The following is a 19,576-nucleotide window of genomic DNA, read 5'->3' on the forward strand; positions in this document are numbered from 1 at the left end:
GTGCAGAGCAAATCTAAGCGGTCAGGTATTAATGCTACGGCGATAAGCTATCACCAACTAAAGTACGACATTTTTGCTTACGTTTAACTTAGGCCTATGCGGTATTGGTTGGTGATATTTTCGACCATCCTTGTTACCTTAATTTCTCCAGAGTGGGAGGAATTATGATAAAAACAATAAAATCAATTTGTACCTTAGTGACAGTGGCGACGGCAATATCGTCTTCAGGAGTGATGGCCATGGATAGGATCACGGGTAAAGCCTTTGCGACGCGCTCAGAAGTGTATGCCACCCATGGAATGGCGGCGACCAGTCAACCACTCGCCACACAAGTCGCTATTGATATACTCAAGCAGGGCGGTAGTGCGGTCGATGCGGCGATTGCCGCGAATGCCATGCTAGGGTTAGTCGAACCAACGGGTTCGGGTGTTGGTGGTGACTTATTTGCCATCGTCTGGAGCGCGAAAGATAAACGCCTCTATGGTCTTAACGCTTCGGGCCGCAGTCCAAAATCCTTAAGTTTAGAAAAGCTTAAATCTCTCGGCTTAGACTATTTACCGCCGCTTGGACCCTTGCCTGTTTCTGTGCCCGGCGCTGTGGATGGCTGGTATGAACTGCATAATAAGTTCGGCAAATTAGCGATGGCCGATAATCTTGCGCCCGCAATCCATTACGCCCGTGATGGTTTCCCTGTGTCCGAACTCATCGCCTATTACCTTGAGGGGAGTGGTAAAAAACTCGCTAAATTCCCCGGTTTTAAAGAAACCTATATGCCTAATGGCAAGATGCCAGCGGTGGGCGAAATCTTTAAAAACCCAGCGCTTGCTAATACCTATGAGAAAATTGCCAAGGGTGGCCGCGATGCTTTCTATAAAGGCGATATCGCCAAAAGTATCGATAAGTACATGAAATCCCAAGGTGGTTATTTAAGTTATGATGACTTAGCGAGCCATACTAGCGAATGGATAGATCCGGTTTCGGTGAACTACCGTGGTTACGATGTATGGGAACTGCCGCCCAATGGTCAAGGCATTGCGGCGCTACAAATCTTAAAAACCATGGAACCCTTTAATGTGGCTGCTATGGGCTTTAATAGCCCCGAATATGTGCATTTATTTGTTGAAGCCAAAAAACTCGCCTTTGCCGACAGAGCTAAGTTTTATGCCGACATGGCCTTTAATAAAGTGCCGGTTAACGATTTGATTTCGCAGCAATACAATTATGATCGCGCTAAGTTAATCGATCCCAATAAAGCGGCCAAGAGTGTTGATGCGGGTAATCCTGCGTTACAACATGGCGATACTGTATACCTGACCACCGCCGACAAAGACGGCAACATGGTGTCACTCATTCAAAGTAACTACCGTGGTATGGGTTCAGGAATGACGCCGCCGGATCTCGGTTTTGTGCTGCAAGACCGTGGGCAAATGTTTGATTTAACTGAGGGGCGTTTTAATACCTACGCACCGGGCAAGCGTCCATTTCATACCATCATTCCCGCTTTTGTGACCAAAGACGGTAAACCTTGGCTCAGCTTTGGGGTGATGGGCGGCGCGACTCAACCACAGATGCACGCGCAGATTCTAATGAACCTGATTGATTTTAAAATGAACTTGCAAGAAGCGGGCGATGCCCCCAGAATTTTGCATATGGGTTCAACTGAGCCCACCGGCGAAGTGATGAATGACGGCGGCTACGTCAGTCTGGAATCGGGCTTCCCTGTGGAAACGCGCCGTGAGCTTATCAAGAAAGGTCATGTGCTGCGTGACGGCCTTGGCGATTTTGGCGGCTATCAAGCCATTGGATTTAATGCTGAAACGGGCGTGTATCGTGCGGCTTCTGAGAGCCGCAAGGATGGTCATGCCGCGGGTTATTAACTTCAGCGCCACGCTAAGGTAAGCTTGAGGCAGAGTAAGCTTTGCTTCATTTATTCGATTAAACTGATTGACGAGACTTTTACAGTCTCGTCAATTTTTACATTTAGGGATCTTGGGCGCGATAACGCTGCGTAATGAGCATTATCATGATAAACCAGAACAAACTGTGCGTTAGTTAATGTCATTTTCAGGTAAAGTTGCGGATAATATTGCCGAAAATGAATTTAGAAAAAGGGTGATAACCAAATGGATATACAAAATATGCCGCGTGAACAGTTGGGTGTGTGTGCAGAGGGGAACTTACACAGTGTCTATTTGATGTTTAATGCCAATGACAATGTAGAGTCACAATTACGTCCCTGTCTTGCCAACGTTGCGCAGTATATTTATGAGCTGACAGATCAGTATTCTGACAGTGCATTCAATGGTTTTGTAGGGATTGGCGCTAACTATTGGGATAGCCTCTATCCTAATGCGCGTCCTGAAATGCTTAAGCCTTTCCCTGCGATGCAAGTCGGCAGCCGTGAAGCACCGGCAATTGAATATGATTTGTTCGTGCATATCCGCTGCGATCGTTACGATATTCTGCATTTAGTCGCTAATGAAATCAGCCAAATGTTTGAAGATTTAGTGGAACTAGTCGATGAAGAACGGGGTTTTCGATTTATGGATAGCCGCGATTTAACCGGCTTTGTCGATGGCACCGAAAATCCTAAGGGGCGTCACCGTCAAGAAGTCGCTCTGGTTGGTGATGAAGATCCTGAGTTTAGGGGCGGCAGCTATATTCACGTGCAAAAGTATGCCCATAACTTGAGTAAATGGCATAGATTGCCGGTTAAAAAACAAGAAGATATTATCGGTCGCACTAAGCAAGATAATATCGAGTATGAGTCAGAAGATAAGCCACTGACCAGCCATATCAAGCGGGTGAATCTTAAAGATGCGAATGGTCAGTCGATGGAAATCCTGCGCCAGAGCATGCCCTATGGTTCACTAAAAGAGCAGGGATTAATGTTTATCTCTAACTGCCGTACGCCTGAGCATTTTGAAAAAATGCTGCATAGCATGATGTTTGGTGATGGCGAAGGTAACCATGATCACTTGATGCATTTCACCAAGGCGATGACAGGCTCATCCTTCTTTGCCCCCGCATTGGATTTTATGCTGCAATTCGACGAATAAGCTTTCGATATCTGCGCAGATTCAGCATCAATTAACACGCACTTACGCTAACGCCTAAGTGCGTTTTTTATGCTAATGCGCAGGGAGCCATTTTTTGATATCGAGTTGCCATTGCTGGGCAGTGAAATCGATAAAGGCGCGCACCAGATTTTGCTGATAACTGTGGGATAAGTACACCGCCCATAGGGTTTGGCCTGGCGTCGTAAAGTCGGGTAACACTTCTTTGAGCTGGCCGCTGGCAAGGTATTGATTGGCTAAGTCGCATGGCAAGCGCACTATGCCATGTCCCCGCAGCGCCGCACTCACCAATACGCCCATGTCGTTAGCTTTAAGATTGCCTGTGACTTTCACGTGCTCGGCTTGCAGCTCTTTCAGGAAAGGCCAATTTTGTTGCGCCGAGTGTATCAGGCAGTTGTGAGCCAGTAGATCTATGGGCTCGACAAGTGGTGTGTTGCTATCAAGGTAACTCGGCGCAGCGCAGATCACGGCATCTATGGTCATTAAACGGCGGGCAATCAAATTCTCATCGGGCTGCTCGGTGTAGCGCAGCGCCACATCGACTCGCTCATCCACTAATTGGGCAAAACTGTCTGACATCACCAGCTGAATGCTGACCTTAGGGTGAATTTTAATAAAGCGATCGACAACATCAAACAGGCTGTGCTGTCCAAGGCCAATTGGTGTGGCGATACGAATACTGCCCACCAGTTCACTGTTATGGCTGTGGGCGCGGCTTTCCATGGCGGCGACTTCACTTAATATCCGCTGGCAAAATTGCAGCGCTTCTTCGCCTTGCAAAGTCAGGCTGACGCTGCGGGTGGTACGGTGTAGTAAGCGTAAACTCAACCACTGCTCCACTTCTTGAATATGGCGGGACACCTGCAGGCGGCTGAGGTCTAAATGCTCGGCAGCTTTGGTAAAGCTGCCACAGTTTGCCACTTCGACGAAACTGCGTATTGCGGCAATTTTATCCATATTAGTACCTCAAACTGAAACAATCATGCTCATTTATTGATGTTTATCACGGGAACCACTGCAAGTAAACTGGCTTCAATGTAAGTCATCAGAGAGAGTTAACGAAATGAAAATCGCAATTTTAGGTGCAACAGGTTGGATTGGTGGTGCAATTTTAAAAGAAGCATTGAGCCGTGGGCACCAAGTAACAGCGCTAGTGCGTGATCCGAGCAAGTTATCCGCTACTGATGTGGCTGTGCATGCTGTGGATTTAGAGCAGCCATTAGTTGCGCAAACCTTTGCTGGCGTAGATGTTGTCATTGCCGCTGTTGGTGGCCGCGCACAACAAAATCATGACCTAGTGGCGAGTACGGTTCAGCATTTACTGGATGTGCTGCCTAACGCTAAGGTGCCACGTTTATTGTGGGTTGGTGGCGCAGGGAGCTTAGAAGTGGCACCGGGTGTGACTCTGGTTTCTAGCCCAGATTTCCCCGCTGCATATAAAGATGAGGCGTTAGCTCAGGGTGAAGCTTTGCAGGTATTCCGTGCGGCGCAAACTGCAATTAATTGGACCTTTGTGAGCCCCGCCGCTGAGATTTATCCTGGCGAGAGTGAAGGCCCATATCGCCTTGGTGGCGACAGCTTCTTTACCGATGCTAATGGTCGCAGCCGCATTTCTGTTACGGATTACGCTAAAGCCATGTTAGATGAGGCCGAACAGGGCACTCACGCAAATCAGCGCATCAGTGTGGCTTACTGACCTTAGCGTATAAACATCGGTGCGCGCGAGATTGGCTTAAATGTGTAACGTAATCGGGACAATGGCCAAATAATCAGCGCAAGATTGGACAGAAATGCGCACAGATGAAATAGAACAGGTCAGCAAGCTGACCTGTTTTTTTATTCTGCGTAATTGAATAAAGATTTGATGGTTTCTAAGGTATCGGCGATATCTTGGATGCTCGATGGACAAATAAAGATAGTGTCATCACCGGCAATCGTGCCCAAAATGCCTTCTGGTTTACCGATAGAATCCAATAAACGGGCAATCAGCTGCGCGGCACCTGGGCTAGTTCGCACGACAATCATTGCTTGGTTATGATCGACGTCGAGTACCAAATTCTTCAGCGGGCTACCCGCGGTGGGTACGCCTAATTCGGCCGGCAAGCAATACACCATCTCTTGCTTAGCGTTGCGAGTCCGCACTGCGCCGAACTTGCTGAGCATGCGTGATACTTTTGATTGGTTAATATTACCAAAGCCTTCAGCTTGCAAGGCGGTGACGATTTCACTTTGAGAGCCAAAGCGCTCTTCTTTTAAAATCGACTTAAAAATTCTAACAAGGTCATCCTGATTCTTGGTCGTTTGCATAATATTATTATTCGTTATTCAAAAAAACAGGCCCATTTTGAATATTTTTAGAAAAATTGTCAACAAATAACCAGATTGGTTGAATAAAAATTCACTAATCCCCTGTGGTTAAGCGTTTGCTGGGGGCTTAAAAATACCAATTTGAGTAATTGTTCTACATTGCTTCTAACTTATTCCGGAATTCTTTTGTCCCACGACTAAGGGATAATTGAAATTGTTGTGACATTCCAGTAATGTGACGCCAACGTAAATTAGATCCATGTCACACATATCCGAGAAATAACGGAGATAACTATGAAAGTTGCTGTACTTGGTGCTGCTGGTGGTATCGGCCAGGCTCTTGCCCTACTGTTAAAAACTCAACTGCCTGCGGGTTCACATTTGTCTCTATATGATATCGCACCGGTTACTCCGGGTGTTGCGGTTGACTTGAGCCACATCCCTACTGCTGTTGAAATCAAAGGTTTTGCTGGTGAAGATCCAACGCCTGCCCTAGTGGGTGCTGACGTTGTTCTAATTTCTGCTGGTGTTGCGCGTAAGCCTGGTATGGATCGTTCAGATCTGTTCAATATCAATGCTGGTATCGTTCGCAACCTGATCGAAAAAGTAGCGGCAACTTGCCCTACGGCTTTGGTTGGCATTATCACTAACCCAGTCAACACCACTGTCGCTATCGCTGCAGAAGTGATGAAGAAAGCGGGTGTTTATGATAAGAACCGTCTGTTCGGTATCACGACATTAGACGTGATCCGTTCTGAAACCTTCATCGCCGAATTAAAAGGCCTGAATGTTGCTGACGTTAAAGTCAATGTGATCGGCGGCCACAGCGGCGTGACCATTCTGCCATTACTGTCTCAAGTTGAAGGCGTGACTTTCACTGACGAAGAAGTGGCAACGATGACGACTCGTATTCAAAACGCGGGTACAGAAGTGGTTGAAGCTAAAGCCGGTGGCGGTAGCGCGACTCTGTCTATGGGTCAAGCGGCTTGCCGTTTCGGCCTGTCTTTGGTTCGTGGTCTGCAAGGCGAAGCTAACATCGTTGAATGCGCCTATGTTGACGGCGGCAGCGAGCACGCAGAGTTCTTCGCACAACCTGTGCTGTTAGGCAAAAACGGTATTGAAAAAGTACTGCCTTACGGTGAAGTGAGTGCATTCGAAGCTAACGCTCGTGATTCTATGTTAGATACGCTGAAAGGCGATATCAAACTAGGTGTTGATTTCGTTAAATAATCTTTCGGATAATCTTTTTAGATTATGACGAATTAAAAAACGGAGCCATTGAGCTCCGTTTTTTTATGCCTGCGTTTTACACTTTCTAAAGCTCATTCAGCGGCGTTTGGTGGGAATTTGGCAGTTATCGTCGCAGCGGGCTTTGCCAGTCAGTAAATAGGATATTCGGTATCTGTGTTTTGCAAAGCGCAGATAAGTCCAATCGGCCACAGTTTTTATCACGGGCAGGCGTAACAGTTGGATCCAAGCACGTGTGCCTGTCAGTGCCCACGCTTTACAGGTGACATCTAACCCGAGTAACACTTCGCCCTTTGCGGTTTCACCATGGAGAATAGTATTGGCGTAGTCTTTATCGATATGGCTGAAACGTTCACTAAAGTCGGATGCATTTAAATCCTCAAGCGCAATCAAGTTGTTGGGATCGCGCGCTTTCAGTTGACGCATTTCGGCGCTACATAATGGACAGTTACCATCATAAAAAATCCGCAGTTCCATCGGGTCCACCTCTGATGACTTGATCACAATACTTGGTCTAAGCTCTTGGCTTGTGCACTTAAGCTTGGTTTCTTATAACCTATACGCAGATTAAAGGGTTTTAGATCGCAGCTGATTTTAGATCAACGCTGATTTTAAATTGAATCCGCGCCTCATTTGGCTTTTTGTTAGGTTAAATTCAAATGAGTACAGTAACATCTTGGTTATTCATAAGGTTAACTTGATTGCTTGCTTTTAAGTGAACAAGGTAAAGCCTGACAAATAACGACTCAAAAGGATAGGTATGACATCTCCCATCATAATCACAGGCGTGGGTAAACGCATAGGTTACGCCTTAGCCAAACATTTTCTCGCCCAAGGTCAGCAGGTGATTGGTACTTATCGCAGCCATTACGATAGCATTGATGAGCTGAACGCTTTAGGTGCGACTCTGTATCCCTGCGATTTTTATGACGATGGCCAAGTGCAAGCCTTAATTGATGAGTTAACTCAACTGCCTCAAATTCGCGCCATTATTCACAATGCTTCGGACTGGCTGCCTGATCCTGTTCTTACTACGAATGAGCCTTTAAAGAGTAACACTTTTGCGCCGAGCGAAGTGCTGCAGCGGATGATGCAAGTGCATGTGAGCGTGCCCTATCAGTTGAACTTGGCCTTAGAGGCGCAGCTACGTGTCGCTGCTTGCGATGAAATCGGCGGCAGTGATGTGATTCATATTACCGATTACGTGGCAGAGAAGGGCAGTCAGAAGCACATAGCCTATGCCGCCAGTAAAGCCGCGCTGCACAATATGACGCTATCCTTTGCCGCCAAATTTGCGCCCGAGGTGAAAGTGAATTCGATTGCGCCGGCGATGATCCTATTTAATACGGGTGATGACGCCGCCTATCAGCAAAAAACCTTAGCCAAAGCGCTGTTGCCGAAAGAGGCGGGGAATGCGGAGATTATCGAACTCGTGGACTACCTACTTAATAGCCGCTACGTCACAGGTCGTTGCCATAATGTCGACGGCGGTCGCCAGTTAAAATAGTCATTTGATTTTTCGAAAACAGCCAGTGGCTTAGAACGTCAGTACGCGACTTGGGGTGATGATGAATGGCAAAGGCACATCCCAATGCTCGCAGGGTAAACTCACAACTTGCTGACAGTCGTGGGCATAACCCATAGGCAAAGGTTTACCTTTAAGCTGCCAGTTTGCCAGCGTCCTATCGTAATAACCGCCGCCCATGCCCATGCGATTCCCCATTAAATCAAACGCCACTAAGGGCGTGATAACCACATCTAGCTCAGTTACTGGGATAATGGCGCGCACATCTAACTTAGGTTCTAAGATGCCGAATTGATTCGCCTGCATCGGGGTATCAGCACTGTAATGCAGGAATAACAGTTGCCCAGCATTGAAGGGATGCAACCTTGGCAGATAGGTGTGAATACCCAATTGCCACAGCGCAGCGATCAGCGGCGGCGTGGCGAGTTCGCCATCGTGGGTGAGATAAAGCGCCACATGTTGCGCATTTTGGGCCTGCAATGCATCGAGCATTCGTTGGCTGGCGCTTAAGCTTGCTTGGGTTTGCTCGCTTTCTGAAAGGGATTTGCGGGCGGTACGAATGCTTTTGCGTAACTGATTGCGGCTTTCTTGCGTATGAATGGCGATATTTGCCGCATGGCTTGCGACATCAGTCATTTCACCAACAGCAGCAACCTCTACGGCAAGGTGCGCCGTGTCGCTTTTTGGGGGGAAATGAGAAAGTTTGGAGGATGTAGACATAAATTAAGATGCTCCCCAGAATGCCGCTACCGGTGTAGCCCTTGAACCGTAGGTTCAAGGCGGGTAAATGATTACCTCCTAAGGCTTCTCGGTACAAGCCGAGCATGCACAATGTCAGTAAAGCATTCACCCTGAGATAAAAATTATCGGCACAGGGACATTACCAGTTGGCATGCATCCCAGGGAGCAAAACGGTATTGAATCGCTAAAACATTGGTTTATTTAGATAAGCCAGTTTAGCCATTCACTGTGCGTCAGTCGGTTTAACTCAAATGGTGTTAAATCACCAAGGCGCACAGTTTAAATCTATTTAGTTGAACGCTCAACTAAGGCATTTTCGAGGGTCGACTGCAGCAAGCTGATCCTGTCGTCCATCTGTTGCATGTAATGCTTATTTTTTTGCTTTTCTTGGAACAACTCGTGTCCAATATTCAGCGCCGCCATAATGGCAATTTCTTCGCGGCTTAGGCTATTGGTTCGGGTTTTTAACGCTGTGAGTTGTTGTTCAACTCCCAACGCTACCGTACGTAAGGCATCCTCTTGACCTTTCGGGCAAGCGATAGAGTAGGTGCGCCCAAGTAGGGTAATTTCAACAGCACTGTTACTCATGTCGCGGGTGATCCTTTCGTTAGCCTCTTAGGGCGGACTATATAGGGCTGATATTAAAAGTGCAAGGTAAGCCGCAAATGGATTGGTCTTTGGCGGTTTTGTTTGCTGTTTGTGTGAGCAGTTGGATAATTTTTTATCAGGGTGTGGCCGATTTCGCCATTATTGGGATTCAGTATTGGTTCAAGTCTTTATCTCTGCTAGCATTGCTGCTGGAAAAATCTTATTGGGATCTGACATGGCAACCCCTCCTTCGTTACGTATCGACAGCTTAAAACTCGCCTTAGATGCGGCTGAAATCGGCCAACATCCGGTAGAAGTTCACGGTGCTTTAGTCGGTTTAATTTGCGGTGGTGTAGCGCAAACTGGCGACACTTGGATCAAGCCTTTATTTGACTTGATGAACGATGGTCAACCTTTGCCAGCGCAGTTGCACCAATTAGTGTGTGATTTGTTTAATGATTCTGTCGCGCGTTTAGTGGATTTTGAATTTGGTTTCATGCCGTTGTTGCCCGAAGAAGAAGAGCCGCTCAGCCAACGTGTTGAAGCCTTGTCCCTTTGGACCCAAAGCTTTTTGACTGGCATGGCAATTATTCAGCCGAAACTGAATCAAGCCTCGGCAGAAGTGCGTGAAGTGATCAAAGACTTGGCGGAAATTGCCCAAGTCGAATTTGATGTTGCCGACGATGAAGAATCCGAAGCCGCTTACACTGAACTACTCGAGTTTGTGCGCATCGCCGCCATTATGTGTTACTCGGAGTTTGGCCCTGAGATCCCGCTTGGCGAGACTGACGATACTGCGGTGGTGCATTAATTTACCGCGATTGTTTAGCGCTTAGGTTTAATGCTTAGGTTAAATGCTTAATAAGTTAACGCAGTAGTGGCTTCATTTGATATCAAAGGCGGGCAAACCTGCCTTTGAATCCATAGCACTGGTGTTTTTGAGTGCATAGCACTGATGTTTAATGGCATTAGTGAAATGCCAAAGCTTGAATGAGATCCCCATGACGGCCACAAATCACATGGATACTTCAGTTCAACACGTCGACATCGCGATTGTAGGCGGTGCGATGGCGGGGGCGACGCTCGCGTTGGCTCTCGCGCGTCTTTCTTTATCCGCAGCTAGGCCGCTTTCCATCGCCTTAATCGAGGCGCACCTTCCTGATAAACAACATCCCGGATTCGATGCTCGCTCCATCGCTATCGCCCATGGTTCTATTTTCGAATTATCCCGTTTAGGCCTCTGGCCAAAGCTCGCCCATTTGGGCACGGCGATTGAAAATATCCATGTATCGGATCGCGGCCACTTTGGCATGACAGAACTCAATGCCGCGCAGTTTCATTTAGAGGCCTTAGGCCAAGTGGTCGAGCTTGAGCGTGTCGGCCAAGTGTTGTTTAACGAGTTGAATAAGAGCGAGGTAAAACTCTATTGCCCCGCCAAGCTTGCCCAAGTGGAACCCGCCGTTGAAGGCCACACCTTAGTGCTCGACACGGGCGAGCGCCTTAAAGCAAAACTCGTGGTCGCCGCCGATGGTCTGCAATCCAAAGTGCGCAGCAGTTTTGCTTTGCCCGTGACCCAAGTGGCTTTTGAGCAAACCGCGATTATTGCCAATATTCAAACCGACAAGCCGCATCAACATTGGGCCTATGAGCGCTTTACCCAAACGGGTCCCTTAGCGTTGTTGCCTATGGGCGATAGCCAAGGTCAACCTCGCTTATCCCTGGTGTGGGCGCTCGATGATGCACGGGCTAAACAGATGCAAACCGCGCCTAAAACGGAATTTTTAGCGGCGCTGCAGCAGGCCTTTGGTTATCGTGCGGGCACGTTTATCGATGTCAGCGCGCGCCATGCGTATCCGCTTAATTTGTCGTATATGCCAAGGCCAATTCATCACAGATGTGTGTTTATTGGCAATGCGGCGCAGACGCTGCATCCAATTGCGGGGCAAGGATTTAACTTAGGCCTGCGGGATGTAGTGAGCTTACTTGAGGTGCTCAAAACGGCGCTAGATCAGGGTGATGATATCGGCTCCGCCGCCGTGACCCATGCTTATCTCAATGCCCGCGAGCACGACAGAAACAGCACTATCCGGAATATCGAATTTTTAGTCCGTGGCTTTTCAAACCAATACTGGCCGATGGCGCTGGGTCGTAACTTAGGCTTGCGCTTATTATCTTGGTTTCCGCCACTTAAAACCCCCGTTGCTCAAAAGGCGATGGGCTGGAAATAACTCGCTTTTCATTACTGGTATCGCAACGCGAAAAGGATGTACCCATGTTAAGTTCACAAGCCTATGACATCGCCATTGTGGGTGGCGGCATGGTGGGACTCGCCACCGCGATTGGATTGGCACAGGCCAATCTTAATGTCGTCGTTATCGATGCGGGCCACACGGATGCCGTTGTCGGCGAGCCGCGTTTACGGGTGAGCGCCATCAATAAGGCGAGTCAGCGCTTGTTAGAAAACTTAGGTGCATGGACTTATTTAGACACTTCCCGTGCCACGCCTTATCAAAAAATGGCGGTGTGGGATAAAGACGGTTTCGGCAAAATTGCCTTTGACGCCAACAGCATCAGCGAAACCAGTCTCGGCGCGATTATCGAAAACGATGCCATTAGCTTTGCGCTGGCGAAACGCGTCGGTGAGTTTGACAATATCACTCATATTGAAAACCAACGCTTAGAACGCATTGCCTTTGGCGAGCGCGAAGCTTGGCTGACCCTCGCCAATGGCGACAACGTAAGTGCCGCCTTGGTGATCGCCGCCGATGGCGCCAACTCTTGGGTGCGTGAGCAATGTAAGATCCCGCTGACATTTTGGGATTACGGCCACCACGCAATCGTCGCGACGATCCGCACCGAAATGCCGCACCTTGCCACCGCCCGCCAAGTGTTTTTAAAGGACGGCCCGTTAGCATTTTTACCTTTGTATGAAGACAATCTCTGCTCCATCGTCTGGTCGGTGCCGCCCGAGCGCGCCAATGAATTATTAGCAATGGACAAAGTGCAATTCGAGCGCAACTTAACCGCGGCTTTTGACGGTCGTTTGGGGATTTGTCAGCTGGAAAGCGAGCGCCAAGCCTTTCCATTACGGATGCGCTACGCCCGCCATTTTGCCCGCCACCGTTTAGTGTTGGCAGGCGACGCCGCCCACACTATCCATCCGCTGGCGGGCCAAGGGGTGAACCTTGGCTTTTTAGATGCGGCCAGCATCATCGAAGTCATCAGCGAATTACAGCAAGCGGGTAAAGATATCGGCGATTATGCCCAGCTGCGCGCACTGGAACGTTGGCGTAAAGCCGATGCAATGGAGATGATTGCGGCGATGGAAGGCTTTAAACGCTTATTCGAAGGGACGAATCCGCTTAAAAAAGCGATCCGCGATCTGGGCTTAAATCTGGTTGATAATGTCGCTGGGCTGAAAACAGTGTTCATACAACAGGCCATGGGCAATAAGTCGGCGCTGCCTAAGTTATGTCGTTAGCCTCGGTTGCGCTAATGTGATCAGAATTGCCGCTAATATCAGCATATTGACTGCAAGCTGCGCAAATCTGGTCTTCGCATGTAAAAAAATTACATGTTAAAGATGAGAAAATCTAATGGCACTGACTTCGGATTAGAAAAATCTCCTGTATACAAATTTGTGACGCAAGGTATAATTTCGCCGCATTTTAGACCCTAGTATCTACACCCTACACTAGGCAGAGACCTGAAAAAGGCCGCAAAAAAGGGATAACAATGGCTAACAAAACTATTCTGTTTAACAAGCACTTAGAATCAAACGCTAAGATGGTCGACTTCCACGGTTGGGACATGCCTCTCAACTATGGCTCACAAATCGAAGAACACAATGCCGTGCGTCAAGACGCGGGTATGTTCGACGTTTCCCACATGACAGTGGTTGATGTGATTGGTAACGACGCTTGTGCATTTCTGCGTAAGTTGCTGGCAAACGATGTGGCTAAGCTTAAAGTTCCAGGTAAAGCCTTATACGGCGGCATGTTAGACGAAAATGCTGGCGTCATCGACGACCTCATCACTTACTATCTCACTGACACTAACTACCGCGTGGTAGTGAACTCAGCGACCCGCGAAAAAGATCTCGCTTGGATCGCCAAGCAATCCCAAGGTTTTGATGTCACTGTGACTGAGCGTCCAGAGCTGGCGATGATCGCCGTTCAAGGTCCTAACGCTAAAGCGAAAGCCGCAGCCGTGTTCAGTGCCGAGCAAAACGCCGCCATCGAAGGCATGAAACCTTTCTTCGGTAAGCAAGCCGGTTCTCTGTTTATTGCGACTACGGGTTACACAGGCGAAGCAGGCTACGAAATTATCGTCCCAGAAAACGAAGCAGAGGCCATGTGGCAAGCATTGTTAGATCAAGGTGTTAAACCTTGTGGTCTCGGTGCCCGTGACACACTGCGTCTCGAAGCCGGCATGAATCTTTACGGCTTAGACATGGACGAAACCATCAACCCATTGGCCGCCAACATGGGCTGGACCATCGCATGGGAACCGAGCGACCGTGACTTCATCGGCCGTAAAGCCCTCGAAACACTTCGCGATGCCGGAACCGACAAACTTGTTGGTCTAGTGATGGAAGAAAAGGGCGTGTTACGCCATGATATGCCAGTATTTTTCACCGACTCAGCCGGTGTTGAGCACCAAGGCGTGATTACCAGCGGTACTTTCTCGCCAACATTGGGCTATTCTATTGCGATGGCGCGTGTTCCTAACTCAATTGGGGATACGGCGGAAGTCGAAATGCGTAAAAAACGTGTGGCTGTTAGAGTAGTAGCGCCAAACTTTGTGCGCAACGGTAAACAAGCATTTTAAAAAAACGGAACAAGGAACAAGAACAATGAGCAATATTCCGACAGAACTGAAATACGCCTCTTCACACGAATGGATCCGCAAGGAAGAAGACGGCAGCTACACAGTAGGTATCACTGAACATGCCCAAGAGCTGTTAGGTGACATGGTTTTCGTTGAACTCCCAGAAGTTGGCGACACTGTAACTGCGGGTGAAGACTGTGCTGTAGCTGAATCAGTAAAAGCGGCGTCTGACATTTATGCCCCAATTTCTGGCGAAGTGATTGCCGTGAACGAAGCGCTGGAAGATTCTCCAGAACTCGTTAACAGCAGCGCTTACGGCGAAGGCTGGTTCTTCCGCGTAATGCCTTCTGACGAATCAGAAGTCGACGCCCTGCTGGATGCCGAAGGCTACCAAGCTGTAATCGACGAAGATTAATCGTCGACGCTAACGAAGCCCTGAGGGGCTTCGTTTGTTTTAGCGCAAGATTGACATAACAACAGCCCGTTAATCAGTACCCTACAGTTCTGAATTTCGGCAAATCTGGAACAAGGTTTATCATGACCAAGCAAACCCTTACTCAGTTAGAACAGCACGATTTATTCTTACGTCGTCATATCGGCCCAGATAGTAACCAACAGCAAGCGATGCTGAATTTTGTTGGTGCTGAGTCACTGGAAGATCTGACCGCGCAAATCGTGCCTGAGTCGATCCGTTTAAGCCAAGACCTGAGCATTGGTGATTCCTGCGGCGAAGCCGAAGGCATTGCCTACATTCGTGGTTTAGCGGACCAAAACCAAGTATTTAAGAGCTACATAGGTATGGGTTACTACGGCACACAAGTGCCAAACGTGATCCTGCGTAACGTATTTGAAAACCCAGGTTGGTACACGGCTTACACGCCATATCAGCCAGAAATCGCCCAAGGCCGTTTAGAAGCCATTCTAAACTTCCAACAAGTGTCGATGGACTTAACGGGTTTAGATTTGGCTTCTGCTTCTTTACTAGATGAAGCAACCGCTGCTGCCGAAGCGATGGCGCTGGCAAAGCGTGTTTCTAAAGCGAAAAAAGCCAATATCTTCTTCGTTGCCGATGATGTGTTCCCGCAAACCTTAGACGTAGTGAAAACCCGCGCTGAGTGTTTTGGTTTTGAAGTGGTGGTTGGTCCTGCAAGCGAAGCCGTTAACTACGAGCTGTTTGGTGCTTTGTTCCAATATACTAACCGTTTCGGTCAAATCACTGACTTCACCGAATTATTCGCAACCCTGCGTGCGAAGAATGTGATTGTGACTGTGGCCGCCGACATTATGTCTTTGGTATTACTGAAATCACCGGGCTCTATGGGCGCCGATGTGGTATTTGGTAGTGCACAGCGTTTCGGCGTACCAATGGGCTTTGGTGGTCCACACGCGGCTTTCTTCGTTGCCCGTGACGAGCACAAACGTTCTATGCCTGGCCGTATCATTGGTGTGTCAAAAGACGCCCGTGGTAACCGCGCTCTGCGTATGGCGATGCAAACTCGCGAGCAACATATTCGCCGCGAAAAAGCCAACTCAAACATTTGTACTGCACAAATTTTATTAGCGAACATGGCGTCTTTCTACGCCGTATTCCACGGCCCAGATGGCCTGAAAACTATCGCGTCACGCATTAACCGTTTTGCCGATATTTTAGCGGCAGGTTTGCAAGCGAAGGGCGTGAGCTTAGTCAACAGCACTTGGTTTGATACCATCAGCACCAAAGGCTTAGATGTTGCTGCTGTTAATGCACGTGCACTGGCTGCTGAAATGAACCTACGTTTCGATGCCGACGGCACTGTGGGCGTGAGCTTAGACGAAACCACATTGCGCACAGATATCGACGCGCTGTTTGATGTGATCTTAGGCGCTGGCCATGGTTTAGATGTTGCCGCGTTAGACGCGCAAATCGTGAGCCAAGGTAGCCAATCGATTCCTGCTGCACTCGTGCGTCAAGATGCGATTTTAAGCCACCCAACCTTCAATCGCTATCAAAGCGAAACCGAGATGATGCGTTATATCAAACGTCTCGAAAGCAAAGACTTAGCACTTAACTACTCGATGATTTCACTGGGCTCATGCACCATGAAGTTAAACGCAGCGGTTGAAATGCTCCCTGTGAGCTGGCCAGAATTTGCCAACATGCACCCATTCAGCCCACTGGATCAAGCCAAAGGCTACACCCAGTTGATTGAAGAGCTGTCGACTTGGTTAGTGAACATCACAGGCTACGACGCTGTGTGTATCCAGCCTAACTCAGGCGCTCAAGGTGAATACGCTGGCTTGTTAGCCATCAAGAAATACCATGAGTCACGTGGCGATGCGCACAGAAACATCTGTTTGATCCCGCAATCTGCCCACGGTACTAACCCAGCATCGGCGCAATTAGCCGGTATGCAAGTGATAGTTACTGCCTGTGACAAGCAAGGTAACGTCGATTTAGAAGATCTGAAGACCAAAGCCGCCGAAGTGGCTGGAAACCTGTCTTGCATCATGATCACTTACCCATCGACCCACGGTGTGTATGAAGAATCTATCCGCGAAATCTGCGACATAGTGCATCAGCACGGCGGTCAAGTGTACTTAGACGGCGCCAATATGAACGCGCAGGTTGGCTTAACGTCTCCTGGCTTTATCGGTGCCGACGTATCACACCTTAACCTACACAAAACCTTCGCTATTCCACACGGCGGCGGTGGCCCAGGTATGGGCCCAATCGGCGTGAAATCGCACTTAGCCCCATTCGTTGCGGGCCACGTTGTGGTTAAACCGGGCCGTGAAAGTGATCACAACGGCGCTGTATCAGCCGCACCTTATGGTAGCGCGGGCATTCTGCCTATCAGTTGGATGTACATTAAGCTGTTAGGCTCTCAAGGCCTGAAAAAGTCGACCCAAACTGCGCTGTTAAACGCCAACTACGTGATGAAGAAGCTGTCTGAACACTACCCAGTATTGTTCCGTGGCCGTAACGATCGCGTGGCGCACGAATGTATTATCGACTTACGTCCACTGAAAGAAGCCTCAGGCGTGACCGAAATGGATATCGCTAAGCGTTTGAATGACTACGGTTTCCACGCACCAACCATGAGCTTCCCTGTTGCGGGAACCCTGATGATTGAGCCGACGGAATCTGAATCTAAGGTGGAACTCGATCGTTTCATCGACGCTATGGTGTCAATCCGCGCTGAAATCGCCAAAGTGGAATCGGGCGAATGGCCAGTGGACAACAACCCGCTGCACAACGCACCGCACACTATGGCCGATATCATGGACCCAGAGTTTGATACGCGTCCATACAGCCGCGAAGTGGCCGTGTTCCCAAGTGCATCAGTACGCACCAACAAGTTCTGGCCAACCGTGAATCGTATTGATGATGTCTACGGCGACCGCAACTTGATGTGTTCGTGTGCACCATTATCAGACTACGAGTAGGGGCTGAATAGTACGTTATTCAGTTCTAACGTTTGATGAAAAGCGAACCCTTAGCGGTTCGCTTTTTTATTGGTTAGTTATTTATTCTGCTGAGATTGAGCTGCTAATTAACTTTTAAGTTGTTGATAGCACAGTGCTGCTAATTGCCTGCCGCAGGCTCTCGCACTGTTACACCAGTGACACGCCGTGCATACATCCCTGTAGGCTCTACTAAAACATCCTGTTTTAGAAGGTCACTGGTGCAACAATGCCAGTTCTGGTGTACTCGTTGAGTGACGAGTTATGCCTGTCCTGACATTCTTTGGCTAGTTCATTAAAGGGGTTGTGACACTGCTGATCTAGTTAGTTTCCAACTAGAATTCAGTTGATCATTGGGCTTGCGACTGCAAGCCCTTATTGGGAGTTAGCTTCGGCTGTGATGTGATTATGTAAGGTCTGAATAACACGTTATTCAGTTCTAACGTTTGATGAAAAGCGAACCCTTAGCGGTTCGCTTTTTTGTTGGTTAGTTATTCATTCTGCCATGATTGAGCTGCTAATTAGCTTTATAAGTTGCTGATAATGCAGTGTTGCTAATTGCCTGCCGCAGGCTTTCGCATTCTCTTATATTAGTTACACCAGTGACACGCCGTACTTATGTTTAAATAAAATCGCCCCTGTAAGCTCTACTAAAACATCCATGTTTTAGAAGGTCACTGGTGCAACAATGCATAATCTGGTGTAACCGTTGAGTGAAAAGTTATGCCTGTCCTGACATTCTTTTCGTGCTTATTGTGCGTTTGCGCAGTTGCTTTGCCATTCTCGAAAAAACTCATTGTTTGTTACGAGCAATTCTGCTGATTTACGGGAGGCTTTTGCAAGAAACCGATCTATTTTGTTAGTTTCAAATAGGGCACTATCATGATGCCCTCTAATACGTTTTATATATTTAATTTGATCGAATTTCGTTAGGGTATAAGTAATGTCAACGATAGTGTCACCATCCATTACATCCCAAGCCGCCATATGAATAGTTGCTCCTAATTTACATTCAGGATTTACTGAAGGAATAATAACTTCATCAAGCGCATTTTTTACTTCTGCTTGAACAATTTCGTTAATTGGGGTGGAGAAAACTAGCCCCGCAGAACTCCCGTCGGCTTGACAAGGTAAGCAACCTAAATGAGATATGGTATTTTGGCTAATACTCACATGGGGTTCGTATTTGAAAGTGCTAATTTCTAAGTTAGTAATGTTTTGTTTAGTTTTTATGGGAGGAAAAGAACCAGAAGTACTTAGATCATAGTTTTGAGGTTGTACTGCACAACCTGATGCTATTAGTATAAGTGGTAAAAATAGTTTTTTCATTTTAAAAATATCCATTTAAATTAGAAAAGACATAATGTCATAGTTTGGCAGTTTGTTTGCAGGGTAAAATCAGTGCTTGAAATTAGAGACTGCATCATTGTCTGTTTGTATAAATGATATTATAGGAAATTTATTGTTTGAGGTAGTGTTTTTAAGTGGTTGTGTAATCCAACTTAAATTTTAGGGTGAGTGACTCACCTTTAATCAGCTTGCCATTTTAGAAAGTGTTATTTCAAAATATTTAATAAGATATACTTTTATTAAAATTGAATGCTTTCAAGCATTTTTATATTGCATAGACCATAAATCAACAGCGTTATAATTGTATTTCTGCTGAGCTTAGTAGTGCTAAAAACTTTTCATGGCTTTTGATCACGCCATTTCCCAATTGCCTGCCGCAGGCTTTGCACTGTTACACCAGTGACACGCCGTGCTTATGTTTAAATAAAATCTCCCCTGTAGGCTCTACTAAAACATCCATGTTTTA

General features: G+C 47.6%; 17 protein-coding genes and 1 other RNA gene. 11 read left to right on the top strand and 7 right to left on the bottom strand.

Translation table 11 applies throughout. From position 1 onward, the window contains the following. Positions 1-164: 164 nt before the first annotated feature. Entirely contained in the window at positions 165-1,877 is a 1,713-nt protein-coding gene (gene ggt, locus DYH48_RS01695) for a gamma-glutamyltransferase (RefSeq protein WP_115333882.1), read from the top strand. Between the two features lie 246 nt (positions 1,878-2,123). Further along, a complete protein-coding gene (locus DYH48_RS01700) occupies positions 2,124-3,059 on the top strand; it encodes a Dyp-type peroxidase (protein ID WP_011845757.1) in 936 nt (311 codons plus the stop codon). Between the two features lie 72 nt (positions 3,060-3,131). Here the strand turns inward: DYH48_RS01700 and DYH48_RS01705 are convergent, their stop codons facing one another. Next, on the bottom strand, positions 3,132-4,034 hold the full coding sequence (locus DYH48_RS01705; protein WP_115333883.1) for a LysR family transcriptional regulator: 903 nt from the start codon (positions 4,032-4,034) through the stop codon (positions 3,132-3,134). 106 nt (positions 4,035-4,140) lie between these two features. Here DYH48_RS01705 and DYH48_RS01710 point away from each other — a divergent pair, with 106 nt between their 5' ends. Further along, positions 4,141-4,773 (top strand): NAD(P)-dependent oxidoreductase, encoded by a 633-nt coding sequence (locus DYH48_RS01710; RefSeq protein WP_006084142.1) that lies wholly within the window; start codon positions 4,141-4,143, stop codon positions 4,771-4,773. A 140-nt stretch (positions 4,774-4,913) separates the two neighbouring features. On the opposite strand, the gene argR is transcribed toward DYH48_RS01710, so the two are convergent. Then, positions 4,914-5,384 (bottom strand): transcriptional regulator ArgR, encoded by a 471-nt coding sequence (gene argR / locus DYH48_RS01715; RefSeq protein WP_006080175.1) that lies wholly within the window; start codon positions 5,382-5,384, stop codon positions 4,914-4,916. 294 nt (positions 5,385-5,678) lie between these two features. Between argR and mdh the strand changes: the two genes are divergently transcribed. Further along, entirely contained in the window at positions 5,679-6,614 is a 936-nt protein-coding gene (gene mdh / locus DYH48_RS01720) for a malate dehydrogenase (protein ID WP_115333884.1), read from the top strand. A 96-nt stretch (positions 6,615-6,710) separates the two neighbouring features. Here mdh and DYH48_RS01725 read toward each other — a convergent pair whose 3' ends face one another. Continuing rightward, positions 6,711-7,109 (bottom strand): thiol-disulfide oxidoreductase DCC family protein, encoded by a 399-nt coding sequence (locus DYH48_RS01725; RefSeq protein WP_012588567.1) that lies wholly within the window; start codon positions 7,107-7,109, stop codon positions 6,711-6,713. 283 nt (positions 7,110-7,392) lie between these two features. On the opposite strand from DYH48_RS01725, the gene folM reads away from it, so the two are divergent. After that, on the top strand, positions 7,393-8,139 hold the full coding sequence (gene folM / locus DYH48_RS01730; protein ID WP_115333885.1) for a dihydromonapterin reductase: 747 nt from the start codon (positions 7,393-7,395) through the stop codon (positions 8,137-8,139). A gap of 30 nt (positions 8,140-8,169) precedes the next feature. On the opposite strand, the gene DYH48_RS01735 is transcribed toward folM, so the two are convergent. From DYH48_RS01735 to DYH48_RS01745, 3 genes are all read right to left on the bottom strand, one after another. Next, positions 8,170-8,877: a 5-formyltetrahydrofolate cyclo-ligase gene (locus tag DYH48_RS01735; RefSeq protein WP_115333886.1), complete on the bottom strand. Its 708-nt coding sequence runs from the start codon at positions 8,875-8,877 to the stop codon at positions 8,170-8,172. Positions 8,878-8,885: 8 nt separating this feature from the next. Further along, positions 8,886-9,066: non-coding RNA, 6S RNA (gene ssrS / locus DYH48_RS01740), on the bottom strand. Between the two features lie 117 nt (positions 9,067-9,183). Next, a complete protein-coding gene (locus tag DYH48_RS01745; protein WP_006080182.1) occupies positions 9,184-9,486 on the bottom strand; it encodes a cell division protein ZapA in 303 nt (100 codons plus the stop codon). Positions 9,487-9,721: 235 nt separating this feature from the next. Here DYH48_RS01745 and DYH48_RS01750 point away from each other — a divergent pair, with 235 nt between their 5' ends. The 6 genes from DYH48_RS01750 to gcvP all read left to right on the top strand — a co-directional run bounded on the left by DYH48_RS01750 (position 9,722) and on the right by gcvP (position 17,742). Next, positions 9,722-10,297 (top strand): UPF0149 family protein, encoded by a 576-nt coding sequence (locus tag DYH48_RS01750; RefSeq protein ID WP_006080183.1) that lies wholly within the window; start codon positions 9,722-9,724, stop codon positions 10,295-10,297. A 190-nt stretch (positions 10,298-10,487) separates the two neighbouring features. Beyond that, positions 10,488-11,714 carry a 2-octaprenyl-6-methoxyphenyl hydroxylase gene (ubiH, locus tag DYH48_RS01755; RefSeq protein WP_115333887.1) on the top strand — a complete coding sequence of 409 codons (1,227 nt, stop codon included), beginning with the start codon at positions 10,488-10,490 and terminating at the stop codon, positions 11,712-11,714. Between the two features lie 44 nt (positions 11,715-11,758). Further along, positions 11,759-12,967, top strand: coding sequence for an FAD-dependent monooxygenase (locus DYH48_RS01760; RefSeq protein WP_115333888.1), 1,209 nt, complete (start codon positions 11,759-11,761; stop codon positions 12,965-12,967). Positions 12,968-13,221: 254 nt separating this feature from the next. Then, a complete protein-coding gene (gene gcvT / locus DYH48_RS01765) occupies positions 13,222-14,316 on the top strand; it encodes a glycine cleavage system aminomethyltransferase GcvT (protein WP_115333889.1) in 1,095 nt (364 codons plus the stop codon). A 25-nt stretch (positions 14,317-14,341) separates the two neighbouring features. Further along, entirely contained in the window at positions 14,342-14,731 is a 390-nt protein-coding gene (gene gcvH / locus DYH48_RS01770; protein WP_006080188.1) for a glycine cleavage system protein GcvH, read from the top strand. Positions 14,732-14,853: 122 nt separating this feature from the next. Then, positions 14,854-17,742 carry an aminomethyl-transferring glycine dehydrogenase gene (gene gcvP / locus DYH48_RS01775; RefSeq protein ID WP_115333890.1) on the top strand — a complete coding sequence of 963 codons (2,889 nt, stop codon included), beginning with the start codon at positions 14,854-14,856 and terminating at the stop codon, positions 17,740-17,742. A gap of 768 nt (positions 17,743-18,510) precedes the next feature. Here the strand turns inward: gcvP and DYH48_RS01780 are convergent. Beyond that, positions 18,511-19,089 carry a hypothetical protein gene (locus DYH48_RS01780; RefSeq protein ID WP_115333891.1) on the bottom strand — a complete coding sequence of 193 codons (579 nt, stop codon included), beginning with the start codon at positions 19,087-19,089 and terminating at the stop codon, positions 18,511-18,513. Between the last annotated feature and the right edge of the window lie 487 nt (positions 19,090-19,576).

It is taken from the genome of Shewanella baltica (assembly GCF_900456975.1).
Lineage (GTDB): Bacteria > Pseudomonadota > Gammaproteobacteria > Enterobacterales > Shewanellaceae > Shewanella > Shewanella baltica.